Annotated in this window: 24 protein-coding genes; 19 read left to right on the top strand and 5 right to left on the bottom strand. The window is 59.8% G+C overall.

Annotated elements, in window-relative coordinates; all coding sequences use genetic code 11:
• Positions 1 to 6 precede the first annotated feature (6 nt).
• The 10 genes from AC4BBN_RS13530 (at position 7) to accD (ending at position 10411) form a co-directional block, all read left to right on the top strand.
• Positions 7 to 126 (top strand): entericidin A/B family lipoprotein, encoded by a 120-nt coding sequence (locus tag AC4BBN_RS13530; protein ID WP_490592487.1) that lies wholly within the window; start codon positions 7 to 9, stop codon positions 124 to 126.
• A 1-nt stretch (position 127) separates the two neighbouring features.
• Entirely contained in the window at positions 128 to 784 is a 657-nt protein-coding gene (gene leuD / locus AC4BBN_RS13525; RefSeq protein ID WP_490592486.1) for a 3-isopropylmalate dehydratase small subunit, read from the top strand.
• An 84-nt stretch (positions 785 to 868) separates the two neighbouring features.
• Entirely contained in the window at positions 869 to 1957 is a 1089-nt protein-coding gene (gene leuB, locus AC4BBN_RS13520; protein WP_490592485.1) for a 3-isopropylmalate dehydrogenase, read from the top strand.
• Between the two features lie 80 nt (positions 1958 to 2037).
• On the top strand, positions 2038 to 3174 hold the full coding sequence (gene asd / locus AC4BBN_RS13515) for an aspartate-semialdehyde dehydrogenase (RefSeq protein ID WP_490592484.1): 1137 nt from the start codon (positions 2038 to 2040) through the stop codon (positions 3172 to 3174).
• 189 nt (positions 3175 to 3363) lie between these two features.
• On the top strand, positions 3364 to 5892 hold the full coding sequence (locus AC4BBN_RS13510) for a motility hub landmark protein FimV (protein ID WP_490592483.1): 2529 nt from the start codon (positions 3364 to 3366) through the stop codon (positions 5890 to 5892).
• Positions 5893 to 5925: 33 nt separating this feature from the next.
• Positions 5926 to 6708 (top strand): tRNA pseudouridine(38-40) synthase TruA, encoded by a 783-nt coding sequence (gene truA / locus AC4BBN_RS13505; protein WP_490592482.1) that lies wholly within the window; start codon positions 5926 to 5928, stop codon positions 6706 to 6708.
• The gene (locus AC4BBN_RS13500; RefSeq protein ID WP_490592481.1) at positions 6705 to 7415 is read left to right on the top strand and encodes a phosphoribosylanthranilate isomerase; all 711 of its coding nucleotides are present in this window, start codon (positions 6705 to 6707) and stop codon (positions 7413 to 7415) included. Before truA ends, AC4BBN_RS13500 begins: the two co-directional genes overlap by 4 nt.
• Complete coding sequence (gene trpB / locus AC4BBN_RS13495) at positions 7393 to 8676, top strand: tryptophan synthase subunit beta (protein ID WP_490592480.1); 1284 nt, start codon at positions 7393 to 7395, stop codon at positions 8674 to 8676. Before AC4BBN_RS13500 ends, trpB begins: the two co-directional genes overlap by 23 nt.
• The gene (gene trpA / locus AC4BBN_RS13490; protein WP_490592479.1) at positions 8673 to 9482 is read left to right on the top strand and encodes a tryptophan synthase subunit alpha; all 810 of its coding nucleotides are present in this window, start codon (positions 8673 to 8675) and stop codon (positions 9480 to 9482) included. Before trpB ends, trpA begins: the two co-directional genes overlap by 4 nt.
• 56 nt (positions 9483 to 9538) lie before the next feature.
• The gene (gene accD, locus AC4BBN_RS13485) at positions 9539 to 10411 is read left to right on the top strand and encodes an acetyl-CoA carboxylase, carboxyltransferase subunit beta (protein WP_490592478.1); all 873 of its coding nucleotides are present in this window, start codon (positions 9539 to 9541) and stop codon (positions 10409 to 10411) included.
• A 13-nt stretch (positions 10412 to 10424) separates the two neighbouring features.
• On the opposite strand, the gene AC4BBN_RS13480 is transcribed toward accD, so the two are convergent.
• Positions 10425 to 10979, bottom strand: coding sequence for a YggT family protein (locus tag AC4BBN_RS13480; protein WP_490592477.1), 555 nt, complete (start codon positions 10977 to 10979; stop codon positions 10425 to 10427).
• 64 nt (positions 10980 to 11043) lie between these two features.
• Here AC4BBN_RS13480 and AC4BBN_RS13475 point away from each other — a divergent pair, with 64 nt between their 5' ends.
• The 9 genes from AC4BBN_RS13475 to lysS all read left to right on the top strand — a co-directional run bounded on the left by AC4BBN_RS13475 (position 11044) and on the right by lysS (position 21044).
• Positions 11044 to 11673, top strand: a complete 630-nt coding sequence (locus AC4BBN_RS13475; RefSeq protein ID WP_490592476.1) for an LON peptidase substrate-binding domain-containing protein — start codon at positions 11044 to 11046, stop codon at positions 11671 to 11673.
• Positions 11673 to 13685: a polysaccharide biosynthesis protein gene (locus AC4BBN_RS13470; protein ID WP_490592475.1), complete on the top strand. Its 2013-nt coding sequence runs from the start codon at positions 11673 to 11675 to the stop codon at positions 13683 to 13685. The genes AC4BBN_RS13475 and AC4BBN_RS13470 overlap by 1 nt, the downstream gene beginning before the upstream one ends.
• Complete coding sequence (locus tag AC4BBN_RS13465) at positions 13663 to 15171, top strand: flippase (protein ID WP_490592474.1); 1509 nt, start codon at positions 13663 to 13665, stop codon at positions 15169 to 15171. Before AC4BBN_RS13470 ends, AC4BBN_RS13465 begins: the two co-directional genes overlap by 23 nt.
• 371 nt (positions 15172 to 15542) lie before the next feature.
• Positions 15543 to 16271 carry a class I SAM-dependent methyltransferase gene (locus tag AC4BBN_RS13460; RefSeq protein WP_490592473.1) on the top strand — a complete coding sequence of 243 codons (729 nt, stop codon included), beginning with the start codon at positions 15543 to 15545 and terminating at the stop codon, positions 16269 to 16271.
• On the top strand, positions 16268 to 17164 hold the full coding sequence (locus AC4BBN_RS13455) for a glycosyltransferase family 2 protein (RefSeq protein ID WP_490592472.1): 897 nt from the start codon (positions 16268 to 16270) through the stop codon (positions 17162 to 17164). The genes AC4BBN_RS13460 and AC4BBN_RS13455 overlap by 4 nt, the downstream gene beginning before the upstream one ends.
• Positions 17161 to 17928 carry a glycosyltransferase gene (locus AC4BBN_RS13450; RefSeq protein WP_490592471.1) on the top strand — a complete coding sequence of 256 codons (768 nt, stop codon included), beginning with the start codon at positions 17161 to 17163 and terminating at the stop codon, positions 17926 to 17928. Before AC4BBN_RS13455 ends, AC4BBN_RS13450 begins: the two co-directional genes overlap by 4 nt.
• Positions 17928 to 18872, top strand: a complete 945-nt coding sequence (locus AC4BBN_RS13445) for an NAD-dependent epimerase/dehydratase family protein (RefSeq protein WP_490592470.1) — start codon at positions 17928 to 17930, stop codon at positions 18870 to 18872. Before AC4BBN_RS13450 ends, AC4BBN_RS13445 begins: the two co-directional genes overlap by 1 nt.
• Positions 18869 to 19429, top strand: coding sequence for a sugar transferase (locus AC4BBN_RS13440; protein WP_490592469.1), 561 nt, complete (start codon positions 18869 to 18871; stop codon positions 19427 to 19429). Before AC4BBN_RS13445 ends, AC4BBN_RS13440 begins: the two co-directional genes overlap by 4 nt.
• Before the next feature lie 64 nt (positions 19430 to 19493).
• Positions 19494 to 21044 (top strand): lysine--tRNA ligase, encoded by a 1551-nt coding sequence (gene lysS, locus AC4BBN_RS13435; protein ID WP_490592468.1) that lies wholly within the window; start codon positions 19494 to 19496, stop codon positions 21042 to 21044.
• 197 nt (positions 21045 to 21241) lie between these two features.
• Here the strand turns inward: lysS and nagZ are convergent, their stop codons facing one another.
• The 4 genes from nagZ to recO form a co-directional block, all read right to left on the bottom strand.
• The gene (nagZ, locus tag AC4BBN_RS13430; RefSeq protein ID WP_490592467.1) at positions 21242 to 22303 is read right to left on the bottom strand and encodes a beta-N-acetylhexosaminidase; all 1062 of its coding nucleotides are present in this window, start codon (positions 22301 to 22303) and stop codon (positions 21242 to 21244) included.
• 79 nt (positions 22304 to 22382) lie between these two features.
• The gene (gene acpS / locus AC4BBN_RS13425; RefSeq protein WP_490592466.1) at positions 22383 to 22781 is read right to left on the bottom strand and encodes a holo-ACP synthase; all 399 of its coding nucleotides are present in this window, start codon (positions 22779 to 22781) and stop codon (positions 22383 to 22385) included.
• Positions 22778 to 23545, bottom strand: a complete 768-nt coding sequence (locus AC4BBN_RS13420; protein WP_490592465.1) for a pyridoxine 5'-phosphate synthase — start codon at positions 23543 to 23545, stop codon at positions 22778 to 22780. The genes acpS and AC4BBN_RS13420 overlap by 4 nt, the downstream gene beginning before the upstream one ends.
• Positions 23542 to 24291, bottom strand: coding sequence for a DNA repair protein RecO (gene recO / locus AC4BBN_RS13415; RefSeq protein ID WP_490592464.1), 750 nt, complete (start codon positions 24289 to 24291; stop codon positions 23542 to 23544). The genes AC4BBN_RS13420 and recO overlap by 4 nt, the downstream gene beginning before the upstream one ends.
• Between the last annotated feature and the right edge of the window lie 3 nt (positions 24292 to 24294).

The following is a 24294-nucleotide window of genomic DNA, read 5'->3' as shown; positions in this document are numbered from 1 at the left end:
ACCCATATGAAGAAATTCGCTTTCCTGATCGCAGCCACTTTCGTTCTGGCTGGCTGCAACACCGTGCACGGCATCGGCCAAGACGTCGAACGTGCGGGCCAGGCCATCGGCAACGCGGCGAAATAAGATGCAAAAATTCACCGTACTCCAGGGCCTGGTGGCCCCCATGGACCGCGAAAACGTTGACACCGACGCGATCATTCCCAAGCAGTTTTTGAAGTCCATCCGCAAGACCGGCTTTGGCCAAAACCTGTTTGACGAATGGCGCTATCTGGACGCGGGCTTCCCCGGCCAGGACCCGGCCAGCCGCAAGCCCAACCCCGACTTCGTGCTGAACCAGCCGCGCTATGCGGGTGCGTCCATCCTGCTGGCACGCAAGAACTTTGGCTGCGGCTCCTCGCGCGAACACGCACCCTGGGCCATCGACCAATACGGCTTTCGCGCCATCATCGCGCCCAGCTACGCCGACATCTTCTTCAACAACTGCTTCAAGAACGGTTTGCTGCCCATCGTGCTGCCCGAAGTGCAAGTAGCCGAATTGTTCGACGCCTGCCAAGCCTTCCCCGGCTACCAGCTGACGGTGGACCTGGAGCGCCAGGTCATCGTCAAGCCGCAGGGCGAAGAGATCCCCTTCGACGTGCAGGCCTTCCGCAAGTACTGCCTGTTGAACGGTTTTGACGACATCGGCCTGACCCTGCGCCAATCCGACAAGATCAAGGCCTTCGAGGCAGAACGCCTGGCCACCAAGCCCTGGTTGGCCCACACCACGGTGACCGGCGCCTAAGCCCAGCCACTATTAAATTCATAGCTGCCTGCGCAGGATATATCTGCGCTGGCGCCCTATTTCTTATAAATTCCAATGAGCTCTATGAAAATCGCAGTACTCCCCGGTGATGGCATCGGCACCGAAATCGTCGCCGAAGCTGTCAAGGTACTGAACGTACTCGACCTGCCCTTCGAGATGGAATCCGCCCTGGTCGGCGGCACCGCCTATGACGCGCACGGCCACCCGCTGCCCGAAGCCACGCTGAAGCTGGCCAAAGAGGCCGACGCCGTGCTGTTCGGCGCCGTCGGCGACTGGAAGTACGACAAGCTGGAGCGCCAGTTCCGCCCAGAGCAAGCCATTCTGGGCCTGCGCAAGAACCTGGGCCTGTTTGCCAACTTCCGCCCCGCCATCTGCTACGAGCAGCTGGTCAGCGCCTCCAGCCTGAAGCCCGAGCTGGTGTCCGGCCTAGACATTCTGATCATCCGCGAGCTGACCGGCGACATCTACTTCGGCCAGCCGCGCGGCCGCCGTGTCGCGGTGGACGGGCACTTCCCCGGTGCCGAAGAAGCCTTCGACACCATGCGCTACAGCCGCCCGGAGATCGAACGCATCGCCCACGTCGCCTTCCAGGCCGCCCGCAAGCGCAACAAGCGCGTCACCAGCGTGGACAAAAACAACGTGCTGGAAACCTCGCAGCTGTGGAAAGACGTGATGGTCGAAATCGGCACGCAGTACCCCGACGTGGCGCTGGACCACATGCTGGTCGACAACGCCGCCATGCAGCTGGTCAAGGCACCGAAGAGCTTCGACGTGATCGTCACCGGCAATATGTTTGGTGACATCCTGTCCGATGAAGCGTCCATGCTCACCGGCTCCATCGGCATGCTGCCTTCGGCCAGCCTGAATGCGCAGAACCAGGGCCTGTACGAACCCAGCCACGGCAGCGCGCCAGACATCGCCGGCAAGGGCGTGGCGAATCCATTGGCTACAATACTGTCCGCCGCCATGATGTTACGTTTCTCCCTCCAACAAGCCGACGCTGCCGACCGTATCGAGTCCGCAGTGCAATCCGTGCTGGCTGCAGGTTTCAGAACGCCCGACATCTACTCGGCAGGCACGACCAAGGTCGGCACCCAGCAAATGGGCGATGCCGTCGTGGCTGCCATTACCAAGACGACCATTAAAGGCTAAGACTTAGCCCGGTTCGTCACGCCCCTCCCGGCCCGACGAGCCGGGAGAAGAGAAATCAATTTTTCTGAAAGGGCAATGTGATGAAGGTAGGTAATCTCGTAGGTTTGGTGGGCTGGCGCGGCATGGTCGGCTCGGTGCTGATGGACCGCATGCAGGCCGAGGGCGATTTCGGCCTGATCGAGCCGATGTTCTTCTCCACCTCCAACGCCGGTGGCAAGGCCCCCGCGCAGGCCAAGAACGAAACCACGCTGCAAGACGCGTACAACATCGACGCGCTGAAGCGCTGCGACATCATCCTGACCGCCCAGGGCGGCGACTACACCTCCGAGGTCTACCCCAAGCTGCGCGCTGCCGGCTGGAACGGCCACTGGATCGACGCCGCCTCCACGCTGCGCATGAACGACGACGCCATCATCGTGCTGGACCCGGTGAATCTGCCGGTGATCAAGAACGCGCTGAGCAAAGGTGGCAAGAACTGGATCGGCGGCAACTGCACCGTCAGCTGCATGCTGATGGGCGTAGGGGCGCTGTACAAGGCAGGCCTGGTCGAATGGATGACCAGCATGACCTACCAGGCCGCGTCCGGCGGCGGTGCCCAGCACATGCGCGAACTGTTGACGCAGTTCGGCACGCTGAACGCCGAAGTCCGCACTCTGCTGGACGACCCCAAGTCGGCCATCCTGGAAATCGACCGCAAGGTGCTGGCCAAGCAGCAAAACCTGTCGGCTGCCGAAATCGCCAACTTCGGCGCTCCGCTGGGCGGCTCGCTGATCCCCTGGATCGACAAGGACCTGGGCGACGGCTCCAGCAAGGAAGAATGGAAGGGCGGCGCCGAAACCAACAAGATCCTGGGCCAAGGCCCGGGCTTCGGCACCGCCATCACGCCGGTCGACGGCTTCTGCGTGCGTGTCGGCGCCATGCGTTGCCACAGCCAGGCACTGACCTTCAAGCTAAAGAAGGACGTGCCGCTGGCCGACATCGAAGCCATGATCGCCCAAGACAACGAGTGGGTGCGCGTGGTGCCGAACACCCGCGAAGCCACGGTGAAGGACCTGACGCCGGTGTCCGTGACCGGCACCATGGGCATCCCGGTCGGCCGCCTGCGCAAGCTGGCCATGGGCCCTGAGTATCTGGGAGCATTCACGATTGGCGACCAGCTGTTGTGGGGTGCTGCCGAGCCGCTGCGCCGCATGCTGCGTATCCTGCTGGAAGCGTAAACACCACACATGGCCTGTCCGTCCCGGGTAGGCCATGTGTGTTTGATAACATGTAAGGTATTGCAACGTCGCCGCCGCGCGATGCTTCAACCGTAAAAGCCCACATCAACTTGTCTGCGTAAGACATTGATGCTATGGTACTTTTCCTCTTTTTGTATCGTAGTACATGCCCGAATGATGAACAAGAATATGTCGGTTGAACGCGCTTCCAGCCCCACATCTGGCCGCAATTTGCCATTGCGCGGCTGGAGAACCTCCGCTGTTGCAGCGGCAGTTGCAGCCACTTTGCTGGGTTTTGCGAATCATGCCGCCGCCTTGTCATTGGGACACATGACCGTGTTGTCGGGCCTGGGCGAACCCCTGCGCGCGGAAATCGAGCTACCGGACATCTCCGCCGACGAGGCCACCAGTCTGCGGCCCGAAGTCGCGCCCCCAGAAGCCTTTCGTGCGGCGGGCCTGGAATACAGCCCTGCCCTGGCCGACCTGAAAATACAACTGCAACGCCGCCCCGATGGACGTTCAGTGTTGCGTCTGAACAGCAACCGCGCTGTCAACGACCCGTTTGTAGACCTGATCCTGCAGGTGAACTGGGCCTCGGGTCGGATTGTGCGCGACTACACCATTTTGTTGGACCCGCCTTCGCAGCGCCCGACACCCGCTACTGCCGCGACCGCTCCACAGATCAGCACACCAGCGCCTGCTGCCGCACCCAGCGTCCCCACAATGGCGCCTTCGGCCAACACAGACGCCGTGCGCCCCGTCAAGCCACGTCCGCCAGTAGCCGCAGCTCCCAAGCCCGCCCCAGCTCCTAACGAAGCAAAGCAGGTCGTGGTCAAAGCGGGCGACACAGCCAGCAAGATTGCAGGTAACACCAAGCCCGCCAATGTGTCGCTTGACCAAATGTTGGTGGCCATGTTGCGCGCCAACCCTAACGCATTCATCAACGGCAACGTCAACCGCGTCAAGGCCGGTGCAGTCATCAAGCTACCGGACAGCATCCAGGCCACCGCGACTCCCGCGCCAGAAGCCACGCAAATCATCAACGCGCAAAGCAGGGACTTCAACGAGTTCCGCAGCAAATTGGCAGGCGGCGTGCCCGCCGTGCAGACCACAGAAGCCGACCGCAAAGCCAGCGGCCGCGTGCAGGCGGAAGTGAGTGATAAAAAGCCCTCCGTCGCCATACCCGACAAACTGACTCTGTCCAAAGGCGCACTGAAGAACAGCAAAGGCACGGACGACGCCATTGCCCAGGAAAAGGCCGCCAAAGAAGCCGCAGCCCGGGTCGCTGAACTGTCTAAAAACATCACCGATCTGAACAAGCTGGGCGCATCGTCCGCGAGTGCGCCAGCACCCGCCACGCCGGCCGCACCGATTGCCAGTGCCGCCAAAACGCCGGCAGAAATACCGGCCGTGACCGTGCCTGTGCCAGTAGCGGCTCCCCCAGCAGCTTCTGCCGTACCAACCGCCTCGGAACCCAGCCTGCCGGCATCTGCTCCAGCAGTCGCTCCTGCTGCACCGGCAGTCTCCGCGCCTGCCGTAGCCGCCAGTGCGCCAGCAGCCCCACCCGTCATAGAAGAAGATAGCTGGCTCAACACCCTGATGGACAACCCGCTGGCGCCCTTGGGCGCAGGCCTGGTGGTCTTGCTTGCTGGCGCTGGCCTGTACTTTTCGCGCAAACGTAAAAATACCTCAAGCGCGGACAGCTCCTTTCTGGAAAGCCGGCTGCAGCCCGACTCCTTCTTTGGTGCCAGCGGTGGCCAACGGATAGACACCAACGCGGCAGATGCCCCGGCGTCGTCCATGTCTTATTCTCCCAGCCAGTTGGATGCTGCTGGCGATGTAGACCCGGTGGCCGAAGCCGATGTCTACCTGGCGTATGGCCGAGACCTGCAAGCCGAAGAAATCCTTAAAGAAGCTTTGCGCAGCAACCCTGGCCGTGTCGCCATCCACGCCAAGCTGGAAGACATTTACGCCAAGCGCCGCGACTTGAGCAGCTTTACTGCTCTTGCCACCCAGGCGCACGGATTGACGAGTGGCGTTGGCCCGGAATGGGACCACATCGCCGAACTCGGACGCAATCTGGACCCAAACAACGCCCTGTACCACGGGACCGCGGCAGTAGCCACAGTCGCCGCCGCTGCTGGATTGGTAGAACCGCTGATGGAAACCCCACCAGCGGCATCCACGCCAGACGCGTTTTCCAACCTGGATCTGGACCTGGACTTTCTGCAAAATGGCAAAGCGACTACGGATGCGCCCAGCACGCTGCCGCCCGACACGCTGCAGCCACCGACTGAGTCCTTCCCCGAAATCAATAACAGCGCGGACCGTTTTGACCCCGCTGGATCGCTGACCGTGCCTGCAGCGCTCGACCTTCCCGATGCACCGGCCGACATGGACGCACTGGACTTCGACATCGACCTAGTCCCCAGCGCGGAACTGGAAGCAGCAGCCCCTACCATTCACGGTAACGAAGTACCGTTTGACATGGGATCACTGTCGCTGGATCTGGACGAAACACCGGCCTCTGCCAGCCAGATCGAGCCCGAAGAAGAACCAGATGCCGGCGACCCGCTGGCAACCAAGCTGTCGCTGGCTGAAGAGTTCAACTCTATTGGCGACGAAGACGGCGCACGGGCCCTGGCCGAAGAAGTGCTGGCAGAAGCCACTGGTGCACTGCGTGCCAAGGCACAACAGTTCCTGGCCAGTCTGTCTTGATGCCATGGTCGGTGATGCAGGGTTGATCCGGTCATGCGTCTGGCATTAGCCGTCAGTTACAACGGTCAAACTTACAACGGCTGGCAAAGCCAGCCTTCGGGTAATACGGTACAGGACAAGCTGGAGGCGGCATTGGCCAGCTTTACCCAGCAGCGCGTATCCACCCTGTGCGCCGGACGCACCGATGCCGGCGTGCACGGCATGATGCAGGTAGTGCACTTCGACACCCGCCTGCATAGGCCGATCGCCTCCTGGGTTCGCGGCGTGAACGCCTTACTGCCCCGGGACATCGCCGTGCAATGGGCCCAAGAGGTCCCCGACAGCTTCCACTGCCGCGCCAGTGCCATTGCCCGTAAATATGTCTACGCGTTGCTGGAGTCGCCCGTGCGCCCTAGTGTGGAAGGCGGTCGCGTAGGCTGGGTGTTCCGGCCTCTGGATTTGGCCGCCATGCAGCAAGCCGCCCAATATTTGCTGGGCGAACACGACTTTTCCTCTTTCCGTGCCGCTCGCTGCCAAGCCTTGTCGCCGGTGAAGACACTCATGCGCCTGGATATTTCTCGGCGCGGCACGTACTGGCGGTTCGAATTCGAAGCCAATGCCTTTCTACACCACATGATCCGCAACCTGATGGGCTGCCTGCTGGTCATCGGCAAGGGCGAGCAGCCACCGGAGTGGATACAGGAGGTACTGGCGGCACGCAACCGCAATGCCGCCGCGCCCACCTTCTCCCCAGATGGCCTGTACTTCATGGGACCGGTGTATCCTGCCCATTGGGGCCTGCCAGACCGTACCCCTGCCTTTGATTGGCTGCCATGACGAACCTCCAAGCGCGTACGCGCATCAAAATCTGCGGCCTGACCCGCGAACAAGACGTAGATGCCGTCGTGGCCGCCGGCGCCGACGCCGTCGGTTTTGTGCTCTATCCACCCAGCCCACGCTATGTGACACCGCAGCGCGCGGCGGAACTGGCGAAACGCCTGCCCCCCTTTGTCACTCCGGTTTTGTTGTTCGTCAACGAGTCCGCTACAAATGTGATAGCTGCTTGTGCATATATTCCCTGCGCTACAGTGCAATTTCATGGTGAAGAAACACCAGAGCAGTGTTGGGAAGCCAGCGTAGAGGGCCGACGCCCGTTCCTGCGCGCGGCGCGTATCCCTCTGGGTGACAGTGGCAGCTTCGACTTGGTAAAATTCGCGTCCGATTACGCAACAGCCCAAGCCATCCTGCTCGACGCCCATGTCGACGGATACGGCGGCGGCGGAAAAACATTCAATTGGTCACGTCTTCCTCCAAGCGTCAACTCTCACCTCGTCTTAAGTGGTGGACTCACGCCTGCAAACGTGACCGATGGTATTTTGCAGGTCCGGCCACGCGCGCTCTCGCTGTCCGTTGATGTGAGTTCCGGCGTCGAGATTTCCAAGGGAATCAAGGACGCCGAAAAAATCCACCAGTTTGTCGCCGCAGTGCGCGCGGCAGACGTCCAACTTGCAAAGTCACACCATGTCCACTTACCAACAACCTGATGCTTCAGGCCATTTCGGCATTTACGGCGGCAGCTTCGTCTCTGAAACGCTGACCCACGCCATCGAAGAACTGAAAGACGCTTACGCCAAGTACCAGCACGACCCGGCCTTTCTGGCCGAGTTCGCGTCGGAACTCGCGCACTTCGTCGGTCGCCCTTCGCCGGTTTACCACGCAGCCCGTACCAGCCGTGAAATGGGCGGAGCCCAGATCTTCTTGAAGCGTGAAGACCTGAACCACACCGGCGCCCACAAGGTCAACAACACCATAGGCCAGGCCATGCTCGCCAAGCGCATGGGCAAGCCGCGCATCATCGCCGAAACCGGCGCGGGCCAGCACGGCGTCGCCACGGCGACCATCTGCGCCCGCTACGGCCTGGAATGCGTGGTCTACATGGGCAGCGAAGACGTGAAGCGCCAAAGCCCCAACGTCTACCGCATGAAATTGCTGGGTGCCACCGTCGTACCGGTGGAGTCGGGCAGCAAAACCCTGAAAGATGCACTGAACGAAGCCATGCGCGATTGGGTCGCCAATGTGGACAACACCTTCTACATCATCGGTACCGTGGCCGGCCCACACCCCTACCCGATGATGGTGCGCGACTTCCAGAGCATCATCGGCAACGAATGCCTGGTGCAGATGCCCGAGATGCTGGCAGCGGCCGGTTGCACTGGCGAGCAGCCGGACGCCGTCATCGCCTGCGTGGGCGGCGGCAGCAACGCCATGGGCATCTTCTACCCTTACATTGACCATGCGGCCACCCGTTTGATCGGCGTGGAAGCGGCTGGCGAAGGTCTGGAGTCGGGCAAACATTCGGCATCGCTGCAAAAAGGCAGCCCCGGCGTGCTGCATGGCAACCGCACATACCTGCTGCAGGACGCTAATGGCCAGGTTACCGAAACCCACAGCATCAGCGCCGGCCTGGACTACCCAGGTGTCGGCCCGGAGCATGCATTCCTCAAAGACATAGGCCGGGCCGAATACGTCGGCGTCACCGACAAGGAGGCACTAGAGGCCTTCCACTACCTGTGCCGTACCGAGGGCATCATCCCCGCGCTGGAGTCCAGCCACGCATTCGCCTACGCCATGAAATTGGCTAAGACCATGCGACCAGACCAGTCGATTCTGGTGAATCTGTCCGGCCGGGGCGACAAGGATATTGGCACAGTAGCCGACCTGTCGGGTTCTGATTTTTACGACCGACCATCGATGCGCGGCCTCGCGGTCAAAGGTGCCAGCGCCACGCTGAAGGAGTCCGTATGAGCCGCATAACCACAACTTTCTCCCAACTCAAAAAGGACGGGCGTAAAGCGCTGATCCCTTACGTTACTGCGGGCTTCCCATTTGCCGACATCACGCCCGCGCTGATGCACGGCATGGTCGCAGCTGGGGCCGACGTGATCGAGTTGGGCGTGCCCTTTAGCGACCCGATGGCCGATGGCCCGGTGATCCAGAAGGCCGGCGACGTCGCTTTATCCTTCGGCATTGGTATGGCACAGGTCCTGGAAATGGTGCGGGAATTCCGCAAACAAAACGCCCACACGCCGGTAGTGCTGATGGGCTACGCCAACCCGGTTGAGCGCTATGACCAGGCACACGGCCAAGATGCATTCATTGCGCATGCATCCAAAGCAGGTGTGGACGGCGTACTGGTGGTGGACTACCCGCCCGAAGAATGCGTGGACTTTGCCGCCAAGCTCAAGGCCCACAATATGGACCTGATCTTCCTGCTGGCGCCCACCTCGACCGAGAAGCGCATGCAGCAAGTTGCCCATGTTGCCAGCGGCTATGTGTACTACGTCTCGCTCAAAGGCGTCACTGGTGCCGGCACACTGGACACGGCTGCCGTTGAAGCCATGCTGCCGCGCATCCGCCAGCATGTGCATATACCGGTCGGCGTGGGTTTTGGCATCCGTGATGCACAAACCGCACGCGCTATCGGCCAAGTGGCCGATGCTGTGGTGATTGGCAGCAAGATCATCCAGTTGATCGAAAACCAGCCGCACGATCAAGTCGTCCAAGTGGCCGAAAACTTCCTGCGGGACATCCGCGCTGCGTTGGACGCATAATTCACCCCCCGTGAACCAGGGGCGCTGCGAGGCGCCCCTCCCTGAGGATTGCACCTATGTCTTGGCTCGAAAAACTTCTTCCCACCAAAATCCAGCGCTCTGACCCGGCCGACCGCCGCAGCGTGCCCGAAGGGCTGTGGATCAAATGCCCGAGCTGCGAGACAGTGTTGTACAAGAATGATCTGGAACAAAACCAGAACGTTTGCCCCAGTTGCGGCCACCACCACCGGATCGGCGCCCGCGCCCGGCTCAACGTATTCCTGGATGCCGAAGGCCGCTATGAGCTAGGACAGGAAGTAGTTCCCGTAGATCCGCTCAAGTTTAAAGACAGTCGCAAATATACAGACCGCATCAAAGAGGCCATGGAAAACACCGGCGAAACCGATGCACTGGTGGTCATGGGTGGCTCCATCCACGGCATCAACGCCGTCGTCGCTTGTTTTGAATTCGAGTTCATGGGTGGCAGCATGGGAAGCGTCGTGGGTGAGCGCTTTGTGCGCGCCGTGCACGCGGCCATTGAACAAAAAGTACCGTTCATTTGCTTCACCGCAACCGGAGGTGCGCGCATGCAAGAAGGCCTCCTCAGCCTGATGCAAATGGCAAAAACCAATGCGGCACTGACACGTCTAGCCAAAAAAGGCCTGCCGTATATCAGCGTGCTGACCGACCCTACCATGGGCGGAGTCAGCGCCGGATTTGCCTTTGTAGGGGATGTAGTGATAGCGGAACCTAAGGCCTTGATCGGTTTTGCAGGCCCCCGCGTGATTGAATCCACGGTACGCGTGACCCTGCCAGAAGGATTTCAACGGGCTGAATTCCTGCAGCAAAAAGGTGCCATTGACCTGATCTGCAACCGCAAAGACCTGCGCAAGACCGTCGCCCACACCTTGGCGATGTTACTCAAGCAACCTGCAGACGCCGTGGTTTAACTTCTAGACTGGCCTAGAAATGGGCCAGCACCATGGGCAAGGCGTAGCCCACGACAATCGATGCCACCTGCAACAGCACCAACAGCACCAGGGCGGACAAATCCAGGCCTCCCATGGTCGGAAGAACACTCCGTATAGGCGCGAGAAGCGGTGCGCACAAGCGCTCAATCACGTCAGCCAGCGGTGTGTGCGTCTGCATCCATGACATAACGGTGTACACCAACAGCAGACCCGTGAGCCCCGAAATCGCCAGGGACACCAAGCCAAACAAAGCGAGCAAGGGCAAAACAGCCCAACCCGCAAAACTGCCTGACACCAGCCATAAAAGCAAAAATTGCAGCAACTTCAACAAAAACGCTGCAGCCAGACTAGCAAGATCCCACCGACCCAATGCCGGAATTACGCGGCGCAACGGCAGCACAATCCAATCAGACAAAGAGAAAACCATGCTGCCCACGGGATTGCGAAAAGGGATGCGCTGGTACTGCATGTACAACCGCAACAGGCAAGCTCCTCCAAAAAGACCGGTAACGACCTCCAGCAGAAACGAGATGATTTGGTACAGCATGCGATGGGCTCATATCAGGTCGTGGGATGATAGCGCCTGTCACCATACGCTGGCATAGCCTGTCTTGTTAAACATTCCGCTCTTCCCGCTTCAGACCGTGCTCTTTCCCGGTGGCGTACTACCGTTGCGCATTTTCGAGGTCCGCTATCTTCATATGGTTGAAGAGTGCTATCGCATGGGGACGCCTTTTGGTATTGTTTCGTTGGCGGAGGGATCAGAAGTACGTACACCCACCGCACCGACTGAACGTTTCCACCCAGTGGGCGTACTGGCGCACATTGCCCGCCTGCAAATGCTTGAGCCCGGATTGCTCATGTTGGACTGCAGGGGAAGCCAGCGCTTTCGCATAGACTCTAAACAGCAGCCGCATTTTGGCCTCTGGACGGCCGACGTAACCCTGATAGCCGAAGATGCTGCAAGCCCCATTCCACCGGATCTGCAGCACAGCGCCAAAAGTCTGGATCAGCTGATACAGACTTTGCACGCCAAAAATGCCAACAGTGGCTGGTTGCCGCAGCCCGAAACATACCAATTGAACGATTGCGCTTGGGTTGCCAACCGGTGGTGCGAGCTATTACCTTTGTCAGTCCTGGACAAGCACAATCTGATGGCCCTTGAAAGTCCTTTGCTCCGCCTGGAGCTGGTCGTCGACATATTGGCCCAAACGCATTTTTCAGATACCCCGCCCCATTGATGCCCGCACGCTTCCTGAACCATCCATCCATCCTGAACTGGCCACGCTCAACCAAGCGCCTAGTGGTCGTATCGCTAGACATTGCCTTGAGTCTGCTAGCGATGTGGATCGCTTTCACCCTCAGACTGGATAGCCTGCACAGGCCAATGGGCGCTCAATGGGCTGTCTACCTGGTAGCGCCTGTTCTTGCGGTACCCATTTTTGTGCGATTCGGTCTATACCGCGCGATCTTTCGTTACACAGGTATGGCGGCATTAACTGCGACAGCAACAGCAGTGGTGATATATGCGCTGTTCTTGTTCACGACATTGCAATGGATGCAATGGATGCGCTGGGAAGTGATCCCACGCAGCATCGGAATTTTGCAGCCGCTGATATTTCTGCTACTGGTAGGTACCAGCCGTGCCATGGCACGATTTTGGTTATCTGGATTAGGGTCCATGGATAAGCGTCATCAAGCGCGCCTGCTGATTTATGGCGCGGGCGAAGCCGGCGCCCAAACCGCAGCAGCGCTTGCAAGTACGCGCACGTACACCATAGTGGGCTTCATCGATGACGACCCACGAAAAGCTGGGCGCAGTATCAATGGCGTGCATGTCCATATGCCCGGGGAAATACCTGAACTGGTTAAGAAGAATGATGTCACGGACATATTGCTAGCCCTGCCCAGCAGCACACGCGAGCGCCGCAATGACATTCTCAAGGATCTGCAAAACCTACCCGTACATGTCCGCACGCTGCCAGCCATGTCTGACTTGGCCAGCGGTCGGGTTACCGTGCAGGACATCCGAGAATTGGATATTGAAGATCTGCTCGGCCGCGAACCAATTCCACCGCACCCCGAACTTCTTGCACGCAACCTCTTCCAAAAAACAGTTTTAGTAACAGGTGCAGGTGGCAGCATCGGCAGCGAGTTATGCCGTCAGATAATTGTGGAGCACCCCACGCGTCTGGTGCTGGTAGACCACAATGAATTTGGGCTCTATACCATTCATGCCGAGCTGCTTGCTCTGTGCACCGAACACGCACTCACCGTGGAACTGGTGCCTTTACTCGGCAGTGTTCGTAACTACGGCTTGATATCGGGCATATTCAAAACGCACCGCCCGAGTACGGTCTACCACGCAGCCGCATACAAACATGTCCCCTTGGTAGAAAGCAACCCTGCCGAAGGTATTGCAAACAACGTCTTTGGTACCCTGAATGTAGCCCGCGCCGCACTGGAGAATGGCGTAGCCCAATGCGTTCTGGTGTCAACGGACAAGGCCGTGCGCCCAACCAGCATCATGGGAGCCACCAAACGTGTAGCAGAACTGATTCTGCAAGCGCTGGCCAACGAACCCAAGCCTGTTTTTGATGCCGCCTCCGCCAATGGCGCACCACAACCACCACAACCGCATGCAACCTGCTTCGCTATGGTGCGGTTTGGCAATGTTCTGGGCTCCAGTGGCAGCGTAGTGCCGCTGTTTCGCCAGCAAATTGCCAGTGGGGGGCCAATTACCGTGACCCATGCCGGGGTCACCCGCTACTTCATGACCATCCCTGAAGCTGCCCAATTGGTGCTGCAAGCCGGAGCCATGGCCCAAGGTGGCGATGTGTTTGTGCTGGACATGGGTGCACCCGTGAAAGTCCTGGATTTGGCCAAACGCATGGTGGCCCTGTCAGGCTTCACTTTGCGCGACCCAATCACATTTGCGGGTGACATCGAAATCCAGATTGTCGGTTTGCGCCCTGGTGAAAAACTCTATGAAGAATTATTGATCGGCAACAACCCCGCTGCCACACCGCACCCGCGAATCATGAAAGCACATGAGGAGTTCATCCCCTGGTCCGTACTGTCCGGCCAGTTGCAAGTCTTATGGACGGCAGCGCAGAGCAACGACCTACCGGCTCTTCACGCATACCTTGCACAGTTGGTACCAGGCTGCGCACTCAATACCACTGCACACGCACCCGGGAGTCCTCCTGCAGGACGGCTAGTAGCATGCAATGAGCGCCCTGAAGGCGCCTGATCGCAGCATGCTTACACGAAACCATTTCATGCATATTGCCCTCAACGTCAGCGGGATGGTGCTGCCCATGCTCGTGGGCGTTGCAGTCGTACCCGGGCTGATTCACCGTCTGGGACAGGATCGCTTTGGTGCTTTGACCTTGGCCTGGGCTTTGGTTGGCTACTTTGGTCTGCTAGACCTGGGCTTAGGACGCGCACTGACCCAGTATCTGTCGCACCACAATGCATCCGGTATGCCACTGGCAGCCCAGGCTGCTATGGCGCGCATGGCACGCCTACTGATGTGGGGACTTGGAGCCATATGGGCCTTACTGCTACTGGTCTTTACGCCGTGGATAGATACAGCCATCCAAATGCCTGCAGAGGTGCGCGCAGAGGCACCAATGGCTTGGGCCATGCTGGCAATTGCCATCCCATTCCTGATGTGGTCCACCGGCAGCACCGGTGTTTTAGAGGCGCGCAGCCGGTTCACCGCCGTGAACAGCGTGCGTATCCCTTCTGGCATAGCCAGCTTTTGCGTACCTTGGCTGATTGCACTGTATTCAGTAGATTTGCGTGCTGTAATGGCAGGCTTGCTACTGGTACGTATCGGCACCGCATTGGCGTTTGCTTGGCTGGCGAAGCAAGAATTTGCCCATGGGCATCATGCGCCACCGTCTAATGGACTTCGCCAACTATTGCACTTTGGGGGCTGGCTCACGGTGAGCAATTTGGTAGGCCCACTGCTGTCGTACTTTGACCGCTTTGCCATCGCAGCCCTGCTGTCTACCGCTGCCGTGACCCATTACACCGTGCCCTTTGATGTGCTGTCGCGCCTGCCTGCGATTCCGGTCGCGATGCTGGGCGTGTTGTTTCCACTGCTGGCCCATGCCCAAGGCAATTCGGGCACATCGGCAGCGGTACTGCCCGACTTGGTCCACTCGGCAACACGCATACTAGTGGCATGCTGGCTGCCAGGTCTGATCAGTCTCACGGTACTGGGCCCTTGGCTTTTGCACTGGTGGGTAGGGGCTGAGATAGCGCAACAGAGCAGCATGGTGTGGCAATGGTTGGCTGCCGGTGTGTTAATCAACGGATTCGCCCATATTCCGTACAACTTGCTACAGAGCGCAGGCCGTACCGACCTGATTGCAAAAATCCACTTGGTTGAACTAGTACCCTATGGCATCGCGTTGTGGTGGACACTGATTCACTGGGGCATTGTTGGGGCTGCGATGGTCTGGACCATGCGGGTAGTGTTCGACACATTGCTGCTGTTTACAAATGCCATGCAGCAATTTCCTGCATCGCAAAGTGCCCTGCGCAGGGCACTCCTGTGGGCAGCATCGGGTGGAGCCATGGTCACTCTGATAGGAGTCGTCGCATCGCCTATGGTTATTTATACAACCGCCTCCGTTGAACCGCCTTGGCAACTACTGGCTCTGGTATTGGCCTGTGCCTTAGCATGGTGCAGTTACCAAATGCTTCCGTTAATTCGAAAAAAATGACGTCTTCACCCGACACTGGCATGCCCATGGGCGTTTGGCCACCTGAAGAGATCGAGTATTTGGGACATTGCCCCCTATGTAATAGCAACCAGCGGCGTGTGTTGCACTCGCATCTCACCGACCAGCTCTTTCGATGTGCGCCGGGAGAATGGACTTTGAATAGCTGCCAATCTTGCGGAACTGCCTACCTCGATCCACGACCGAACCCCCAAAGCATTGGAAAAGCCTATAGCCAATACTTCACCCATGGTGATGCGATCTCCTCGCATGTCCAGGTTAAGCAGAACATGGCGCCATCCGCCTCACTCTCTGGGCGGATACGGCAATGGGTACGTGCAGGACTCAACAGCTACCGCAATACACATTGGCACATGGCACTGACACCCACCAACGCTTGGGGACGTTGGTGGGTGCCATGTCTATGGCCTTTGCGTTCTTTGGTTCATCAACAAATGCGCCACCTCCCGCGCCGTCTTCCACGTGAAGGCGCACGGTTATTAGATGTTGGATGTGGGAACGGCAATTTCCTCGCACTGGCACAGGCTGCTGGCTGGGTTGTGGAAGGGGTAGATTTCGACCCACTAGCGGTAGCCGCCGCCCGTAAACAGGGCCTCAACGTACACATTGGCGGACTAGAGCAGGTCGCACAGCAAGCAGGTGGCTATGACTGGATTAGCTGTAGCCATGTGATTGAACACGTGCACGATCCGGTGCAATGGTTACGGGATATGTATGCACTATTACGTCCTGGCGGCACTCTGTGGCTGCAAACACCGAATATTGAAAGCTGGGGACACTCCCATTTCGGCCCCTACTGGCGGGGTCTAGAACCACCACGTCATTTGGTTCTTTTTTCGCTCAACGGCTTGTGCGACAAGCTAAAAGCACTCGGTTTTACGATCAAAACCCACAGCCTTCCGCCCCTCTCGACCCTGTCCATCCATGCCGCCAGCTCAGCTTTGCGTAGCGGCACGGATGCCACCGCCACCGTATCACCAGCAAAGCTATTGCGGATGAAATACAAACTACCCGCCCTGCTGCAAGGCCACCAACTGCGGCGCGGCGAATTCATCACCGTTCTGGCTACGCGCGCACAATGATTGCGTCCATTACCGTCAGCTACCAGCCAGACCTTGGCATGTTACGCAAGCAATTAGGGAGTCTATGCGGACAGGTACAGCACATGCTGGTCATTGATAACGGATCGTCGGAGCACCTCCTCAATGGCTTGCGCAGTCTCTGCCACGACATGGGTGCAAGCGTATACCCGCTAGGCAGCAATACTGGCATCGCCCATGCCCAAAATATTGGCATACGTGCTGCACTGGCTTTTGGAGTGGACAGGATTCTGCTGCTTGACCAAGACAGCGAAGCGACGCCTGACATGGTGCGCTTACTCAGTCAAGCACTCACTGATAACCCTAAAGCAGCAGCAGCAGGCCCCAGCACCGTAGACCAACGTACGGGACGTAGATCTTTTTTTGTACGCGATATCGGCTTTTGGCCAACCCGCTGGGAGCCTCTAGACAGTTCTAAATCCCCTCCAATAGAGGTAGGTTTTTTGATTGCCTCTGGCACTTTGCTGCGATCTACAGCCGTGGATAATGCGATGCCAATGCGGGATACCTGGTTCATCGACCATATAGACACCGAATGGTGTCTGCGTATACGCGCTCAAGGTTGGACCCTGCTGGGCGTGGCACAAGCCCAACTCCAGCACCGGCTCGGCGACAAAGTGAGCCAAATCTGGTGGCTACGTACCCGCCAGGTCGCCCACCACAGCCCGCTGCGCGATTACTACATGTTCAGGAACTCCATCTTGCTTTGCGCATTGCCCACCACCCCGTGGCGTTGGAAACTGTATTTTTTAACCCGGCTCGTACAGTTTGCAGGCTACTTCCTGTCATTCGCCCCCCAGCGCACCCTGCGCCTGCGCAGAATGGTACAGGGTGTTTTCAACGGGCTAAAAGGCCGCACCGGGCCCTACCAGTGAACCCAACACTGTCCCTCACCATTTCCATCGTCAGCCACGGCCAAATGGCGCTGGTGCTGCCGTTGTTGCGTGACCTAGAGCGTGTGCACGGACAAACGCCACTAGAGGTGATCCTGACGCTGAACATTCCCGAAACCATGGGGTGCACCGCCGATGATTTTGGCTTTCCCTTGCGTGTCCTGCGCAACCCGCAGCCGATGGGCTTTAGTGCCAACCACAACCAAGCCATTGCTCTGGCTCGCTGCGCTACAGTGTGCATTTTGAACCCCGATATTCGGATTATGAAAAATCCATTTCCAGACTTGCTCACGCTGCTGGAAACGCCTTTGATGGGCCTAGTGGCTCCCGCCATATACAGCTCTGGAGGGCAACTGGAAGACAGCGCACGCCGTTTCCCCACGCCCTGGGGAATTGCAGCCAAGGCCATCATGCAAAAGTGGTACCCCAAGCATATCTATGCCCGCCAAGACGACGTTTTCTACCCAGACTGGGTAGCCGGCATGTTCATGGTGTTATCCACTGCGCTGTACCGCAGCATGGGCGGTTTTGATGAAAAGTTTTTCCTCTACTACGAAGATGTTGACCTGTGTGCGCGGATTCGCTTGCAGGGCCTGCAGATTGCACTGCTACCACACCACGGGGTGACTCACGACGCGCAGCGCAGCAGCCACGTTCAAAGCCAATACCTACAATGGCACTTATCCAGCATGCGACGATTTTTCTGCTCACGGGTGTTCATCCGCGCGCTATGGCTGCGTCGGTAATGACAGTACTGGTAACCGGTGCCAACGGCTTTGTCGGGGCGGCCTTGTCGGCAGCCCTATTGCGTGCGCAGGTCCACGCACGGGTTGCCGTGCGGCATCCCTTGGCCGTCTTACCAGGCCTGGAAATAGCACAGATCGACTCCATCGGGCCACACACCCAATGGACCAACGCACTGCAAAGCTGCGATACCGTCATCCACCTTGCCGCCCGCGCCCACGTCATGCGCGAAGAGGCCCTTGACCCCTTGGCGGCTTATCGCAGTGTCAACACCGACGGCACCCTGCAGTTGGCCCGGCAGGCGGCAGCAGCGGGCGTGCGGCGTTTCATTTTTTTAAGTTCCATCAAAGTCAACGGCGAAGCGACAACACCAGGCAACGCATTCCGGGCCAGCGACACCGCCCATCCCGAAGATTTCTACGGCACCAGTAAATGGGAAGCAGAACAAGGCTTGCACCTGATTGCAAAGAACACCAGTATGGAGGTGGTAATCATCCGCCCGCCATTGGTCTACGGCCCGGGCGTAAAGGCCAACTTTGCTGCCCTGCTTCGAGCTATCTCCAACAAGCTACCACTGCCGTTAGGTGCTATACACAACCTGCGCAGCCTGGTGGGACTGGACAATCTGGTCGATCTGCTCTTGACCTGCACCACCCACCCCGAAGCAGCCCAACAAACGTTCCTCGTGAGCGATGGCGAAGACATTTCCACCACCGAGCTGGTCCGCCGTATAGCCCGTGCTACTGGCAAACCCAGCCGCTTGCTGCCCTTACCGGCGCAGCTGCTGCTGGCTGGAGCGCGTTTGGTCGGGCAGGGAGCAGCAGCACAGCGCCTGTGCGGCAATCTGCAAGTTGACATCCAGCACACGCGCGATGTTTTGGGTTGGGCGCCGCCCATCTCCCTCGATGAAGGGCTTCGCCGTACGGTGACAGCCATGCAGCCATGAAACGGTGTTTCGATTTGATTTTAGGCCTGGTGGCGCTGTGCGCCCTGGCAATACCCATGCTTCTGGTCGCCCTGGCTGTGCGCCTGACTTCGCCAGGCCCAGTGCTGTACTGGTCGGACCGCGTAGGTAGGCGCAACCATATCTTCAAGATGCCCAAGTTCCGCAGCATGCAAATCAACACCCCGGCCGTTGCTACGCACCTGCTGGGCAATCCCGATGCCTATCTGACGCCGATTGGCAGTTTTCTGCGCAAAAGCAGCCTGGACGAGCTGCCCCAGTTGTGGAGCATTTTGTGCGGTGACATGAGCTTTGTCGGGCCACGGCCTGCGCTGTTCAACCAGCAGGATCTGATCGCGCTGCGCACCGCCCAGGGCGTGCATGAGCTGCTGCCGGGCCTCACCGGCTGGGCCCAGATCAATGGGCGTGATGAACTGCCCATCCCCACCAAGGTGGCGCTGGACACGCACTACCTGCAGCACCGCTCGCTAGGGCTGGACTGCAAGATATTGGCCCTGACGTTCCTCAAAGTCTTGCGCCGCGACGGCATCACCCACTGAACCTGCCCAGCCGGACTTAAAATCAAAGGTTTGGCGAGCTTCGCCCTCCTCTTTCTATAACAGCATGTCCGAAAACACCTCCGCCCTGCCCCCCGTTCCGGCCCAAGACGAAAACCAGCTGATCCTGGAGCGGCGCGAAAAGCTCAAAGCCATCCGCCAACAGCAAGCCGAAGGCAAGGGCGTGGCCTTCCCCAACGACTACAAGCCCAGCCACCGCGCGGCTGACCTGTTTGCCAGCTATGGCGACAAGACCGCAGAAGAGCTGCTGCCCCTGGGTGCCACCGCCAAGGTCGCCGGCCGCATGATGCTCAAGCGCGTGATGGGCAAGGCCAGCTTCTGCACGTTGCAGGATGCGTCGCTGGGCGGCACCGGTGGCCGTATCCAGATCTACGTCAAGGGTGAGGACGTGGGTGCCGAGCTATACGCCAGCTTCAAGCACTGGGATCTGGGCGACATCGTCGCCGCCGAGGGCACGGTGTTCAAGACCAAGACGGGTGAGCTGTCTATCCACGCGACCAGCGTGCGCCTGCTGACCAAGAGCCTGCGCCCCATGCCCGACAAGTTCCACGGCATGGCCGACCAGGAAACCAAGTACCGCCAACGCTATGTCGATCTGATGACCGACGTGGAGGCCCGCCAGCGTTTCATGGCGCGCAGCAAGGCCGTCAGCGCATTGCGCGAATTCATGGTGGCCAACGACTTCCTGGAAGTCGAAACGCCCATGCTGCACCCGATTCCCGGTGGCGCCAATGCCAAGCCCTTCAAGACGCACCACAACGCACTGGACCAGGAAATGTTCCTGCGCATTGCGCCCGAGCTGTACCTGAAGCGCCTGATCGTCGGCGGCTTTGAGCGCGTGTTTGAAATCAACCGCAGCTACCGCAACGAAGGCATCTCGGTGCGCCACAACCCCGAGTTCACCATGATGGAGTTCTACGCGGCCTACTGGAATTACCAGGACCTGATGGACTACACCGAGAAGCTGATCCGTGACGCCGCCCAGCGCGCCACCGGCTCCTTGCAGCTGACCTACGCCGGCAAGCCCGTCGATCTGAGCCAGCCGTTTGAACGCCTGACCATCGTCGAAGCCATCCAGAAGTACACCGAAGCCGGCGACAACGTGTTCGACGCCACCTGGCTGACCAACGCAGTGAAGAAGCTCGGCCTGACGGAAGCCAAGAACAAGCTCGCCGGCCGCAGCCTGGCCAGCCTGCAGGTGCTGTACTTTGAAGAAACCGTGGAAGAAAAGCTCTGGCAGCCGACCTTCATCATGGAACACCCCACCGAAATTTCGCCGCTGGCCCGCGCAAACGACGACCGCCCGGAGGTGACGGAGCGCTTCGAGCTGTACATCACCGGCCGCGAATTCGGCAACGGCTTCAGCGAGCTGAACGATGCCGAGGACCAGGCCGCGCGCTTCCAGGCCCAGGTGAATGCCAAGGACAGTGGCGACGACGAAGCCATGCACTTCGACCACGACTTTGTGCGCGCCCTGGAATACGGCATGCCCCCCACCGGAGGCTGCGGCATCGGCATAGACCGCCTGATGATGCTGCTAACCGACAGCGCCAGCATCCGTGATGTGATCCTGTTCCCTGCCCTGCGCAGAGAGTAAAAAGTTCCCCCCCCAGGCTACAGCGCTGCGCGCTTTCCGCCCACCCCCTGCAGGGGGCGATACCAGTGGACCGGCGGAGCCGGATCCACGGTATTTCTGGAAGGGGCGTGTCTTTCGTGGATTTATGCCGTTTAGGCCGCTAGCGCTTATAAATTCTGCGGGGGCAGCTATCAAAAGCGTAGCGGGCTAGATTTTCCTCAAGGCACCAGCCAAAGCGCCTGCATATAAGCCGGGTGGGTCATCAGCTTGTCCCAGTCCAGCGTGGGCGTGGTGGGCAGCAGGCTTTGGCGACGGTCTTCGCTGGCTTCGTTGGGTTCCCACTGACCCTTGAGCTGGGCCTCGGTCAGGCCTTGCAGCAGGGCATCCACGGCCAGGCCCTTGTCGACCAGGCTTTGATTGCACAGCAGCACCATATCGCAACCGGCCTCCAGAGCAGCCACGGCTGCTGCGGTATAGCTCACGTCCTTACCGTCGATGCGACGCGCGCCGGCCATGCTCAGGTCGTCGCTGAAGATCGCGCCATGGAAGTCCAGCTGGCCACGCAACACGTATTGCAGCCACTTGCTGGAGAAGCCCGCGGGCCGGCTGTCCACCTTGGGGTAGATCACATGGGCCGGCATGACGCTGGACAAGCTGGTGTTCAGGCTGGCGTAGGGCAAGGCGTCTTCGGCCAGGATGGCTTTCAGGCTGCGCTTGTCCACCGGGATCTCGGTGTGCGAATCGGCTTTCACAAAGCCGTGACCAGGGAAGTGCTTGCCGCAGTTCGCCATACCGGCCTGCAGCAGGCCGTGCATCAGGCTCTTGGCCAGCAGGCTGACCACACGCGCGTCGCTGTGGAAGGCACGGTCGCCAATCACGCTGCTCTCGCCAAAGTCCAGGTCCAGCACCGGGGTGAAGCTGAAGTCCACGCCGCAGGCGCGCAACTCGGTAGCCAGCACATAGCCGCAGGCGGTGGCGACATTGGTGGCCTGCAGCGCGTCGCCCATCCACATTTCGCCCAGCACGCGCATGGGTGGCAGGTGGGTGAAGCCATCGGTCTTGAACCGCTGGACCCGGCCACCTTCATGGTCCACGCAGATCAGCAGGTCTTTGCGGACCTTTTTGATGTCCTGGCACAGGGCGGTGAGCTGGGTCCGGTCTTGCCAGTTGCGCGCAAACAGGATGATGCCGCCGGTCAGCGGGTGTTTCAGGCGCTGGCGGTCGGTGCGGGTCAGCGTGGTACCGGCAATGTCAATGATCAGGGGGGCGTGTTGGGACATAGGAAGAATTTATAAAACAAATGGCCCTGGCGCAGGTAATACGTGCGCGAGCAGCTATTAATACTATAGCGGCTACCAATCAAGCTGGCAAACGCTCTACGACCACAAAGCTGGCGGCGTAGTCGGTTTCGTCGGTCACGGTGACGTGGGCAGTCAGCCCCTGCCCTTCAAACCAGGTTTTCAGTGCCGCGTGCAAAACAATGCTGGGCTGGCCGCTGGGCAAATTGACGATCTCGCACGAGCGCCAGGTCATAGGCATGCGCATGCCCATGCCTATGGCCTTGCTGAACGCCTCCTTGGCGCTGAAGCGCGTGGCCAGGTAGCGCACGCCCCGCTCGGGCCAGCGCGTGCCGCGCTTGCGCCAGATCTCCAGCTCGGCATCGCTCAGCACCTTCTCGGCAAAACGGTCACCGTGGCGCTCCAGGCTGGCGCGGATACGGCGCACGTCACAGATGTCGGTGCCTATGCCGTAAATCATGGCCGGGCGGCGTCGGCGATACAGCGCAGGTAGTCGCGCACCGTGGCGGCGTAGCCCAGCTCCAGCGCGTCTGCCACCAGCGCGTGGCCTATGGACACTTCTTGCACCTGCGGGCAGGCACGCAGAAAGGCTGTGAGGTTGTCACGGCTCAGGTCGTGGCCGGCGTTCACTCCTAAATCGATAGCTGCCGCCGCTTGTGTTGTCTGCGCGAACTGGCTTAAAACCTCTTGAAACTGGGGCTTTCCGTAGGCGCTGGCGTAGCTCTCGGTATAGAGCTCGACGCGGTCTGCACCCACAGCCTTGGCCAGGGCCATGGCCTCGAGCACCGGGTCCATGAACAGGCTGACGCGCACGCCCAGGCTCTGCGCCTCGGCGATCAGCGGCCGCAGGCGGTCGCCGTCCTGGGCCAGGTTCCATCCGTGGTCGCTGGTGAACTGGTCTTCGCCGTCGGGCACAAAGGTGCACTGGTGGGGGCGGCAGCGGCGCACAAAGTCCATCAGGTTCTGGAACGGGTTGCCTTCGATGTTGAACTCGCGGTCGGGCCAGGCAGTCAGCAGGTCGGACAGCTCGTATACGTCTTCGGTGCGGATGTGCCGCGCGTCGGGCCGCGGGTGCACGGTAATGCCCTGGGCACCGGCCTCCAGGCAAAGGGTGGCGGCACGGGCTACGCTGGGGATGCCCAGATGCCGGGTGTTACGCACCAGTGCGACCTTGTTGACGTTGACCGAGAGGGCGGTTCGCACCGCAGCGTGGGGGGAAGTCATAGGGCTTGCAGGTCCATCATCAGTTGCCGCGTATGCAGCGTTGCCATGCCGCAATGGTAGTGCAGCACGGCACGCAGTTGCGGCTTCAGTCCATTCAATACCTCGGCGCAGGCGCGCAGGGTGGCGGTGAAATGCGTGCCCGGTTGCAGCGACTGCTGCAGGGCCATCCATTGCGCGCCGCTCAGGCTGGCACGGTCCTCGGCCTGGCTCTGGCGCAGTCCGCCCTCGGCCACCAGGCTGTAACGGCCCTCGGGCTGCAGCGGGGTGAAAGTCATGGTCTGCACGTCCAGCAGCGGCAGCAAGCCCACCTCGCGCAGCAAAACCAATTCAAACGCACGCAGCGCCGGCTGCAGGGCTTCCCCGTGCTCGGAGGCCAGCACCTGTACCGCCACCGCATAGGCGTCAAACAAGGCCTGGTGCGGGTCGTCACGCGCCAGCAGGCGCATCAAAAGCTCATTCAGGTAGTAGCCCGACAGCAAGGCGTCGCCGGTAGGCATTACATGCCCGCCCACCCATTCCGCAGCCTTGAGGGTGCGGATCTCCGCCTCGCCACCAAACGCGATGCGCAAGGGCTGCAACGGCAGTAGGATGGGACGGAAATTGGAGGTCGGCTTCTTCACCCCCTTGGCCACGATTGCCATGCGGCCATGGTGGCGGGTAAACACCTCCAGGATCAGGCTGGACTCGCTCCAGTCGTAGCGATGCAAAACATATGCAGGCTCGTCATGGAACCGTTTTGGAGCCACGAA

This window comes from Rhodoferax sp. SPJ21 (genome assembly GCF_058216335.1).
The sequence above is the reverse complement of the archived record's forward strand: the minus strand, read 5'-3'. Positions and strand labels throughout refer to the sequence as shown.

Coding starts and splice junctions, on each gene's coding strand:
- leuD (WP_490592486.1), top strand. CDS start 128: ATGCAAAAATTCACCGTACTCCAGGGCCTGGTGGCCCCCATGGACCGC.
- AC4BBN_RS13530 (WP_490592487.1), top strand. CDS start 7: ATGAAGAAATTCGCTTTCCTGATCGCAGCCACTTTCGTTCTGGCTGGC.
- AC4BBN_RS13510 (WP_490592483.1), top strand. CDS start 3,364: ATGTCGGTTGAACGCGCTTCCAGCCCCACATCTGGCCGCAATTTGCCA.
- leuB (WP_490592485.1), top strand. CDS start 869: ATGAAAATCGCAGTACTCCCCGGTGATGGCATCGGCACCGAAATCGTC.
- AC4BBN_RS13420 (WP_490592465.1), bottom strand. CDS start 23,545: ATGACTTCCCCCCACGCTGCGGTGCGAACCGCCCTCTCGGTCAACGTC.
- AC4BBN_RS13460 (WP_490592473.1), top strand. CDS start 15,543: ATGGCACTGACACCCACCAACGCTTGGGGACGTTGGTGGGTGCCATGT.
- truA (WP_490592482.1), top strand. CDS start 5,926: ATGCGTCTGGCATTAGCCGTCAGTTACAACGGTCAAACTTACAACGGC.
- accD (WP_490592478.1), top strand. CDS start 9,539: ATGTCTTGGCTCGAAAAACTTCTTCCCACCAAAATCCAGCGCTCTGAC.
- AC4BBN_RS13470 (WP_490592475.1), top strand. CDS start 11,673: ATGCCCGCACGCTTCCTGAACCATCCATCCATCCTGAACTGGCCACGC.
- acpS (WP_490592466.1), bottom strand. CDS start 22,781: ATGATTTACGGCATAGGCACCGACATCTGTGACGTGCGCCGTATCCGC.
- AC4BBN_RS13455 (WP_490592472.1), top strand. CDS start 16,268: ATGATTGCGTCCATTACCGTCAGCTACCAGCCAGACCTTGGCATGTTA.
- AC4BBN_RS13445 (WP_490592470.1), top strand. CDS start 17,928: ATGACAGTACTGGTAACCGGTGCCAACGGCTTTGTCGGGGCGGCCTTG.
- nagZ (WP_490592467.1), bottom strand. CDS start 22,303: ATGTCCCAACACGCCCCCCTGATCATTGACATTGCCGGTACCACGCTG.
- AC4BBN_RS13440 (WP_490592469.1), top strand. CDS start 18,869: ATGAAACGGTGTTTCGATTTGATTTTAGGCCTGGTGGCGCTGTGCGCC.
- lysS (WP_490592468.1), top strand. CDS start 19,494: ATGTCCGAAAACACCTCCGCCCTGCCCCCCGTTCCGGCCCAAGACGAA.
- trpA (WP_490592479.1), top strand. CDS start 8,673: ATGAGCCGCATAACCACAACTTTCTCCCAACTCAAAAAGGACGGGCGT.
- AC4BBN_RS13500 (WP_490592481.1), top strand. CDS start 6,705: ATGACGAACCTCCAAGCGCGTACGCGCATCAAAATCTGCGGCCTGACC.
- AC4BBN_RS13465 (WP_490592474.1), top strand. CDS start 13,663: ATGAGCGCCCTGAAGGCGCCTGATCGCAGCATGCTTACACGAAACCAT.
- AC4BBN_RS13480 (WP_490592477.1), bottom strand. CDS start 10,979: ATGCTGTACCAAATCATCTCGTTTCTGCTGGAGGTCGTTACCGGTCTT.
- asd (WP_490592484.1), top strand. CDS start 2,038: ATGAAGGTAGGTAATCTCGTAGGTTTGGTGGGCTGGCGCGGCATGGTC.
- trpB (WP_490592480.1), top strand. CDS start 7,393: ATGTCCACTTACCAACAACCTGATGCTTCAGGCCATTTCGGCATTTAC.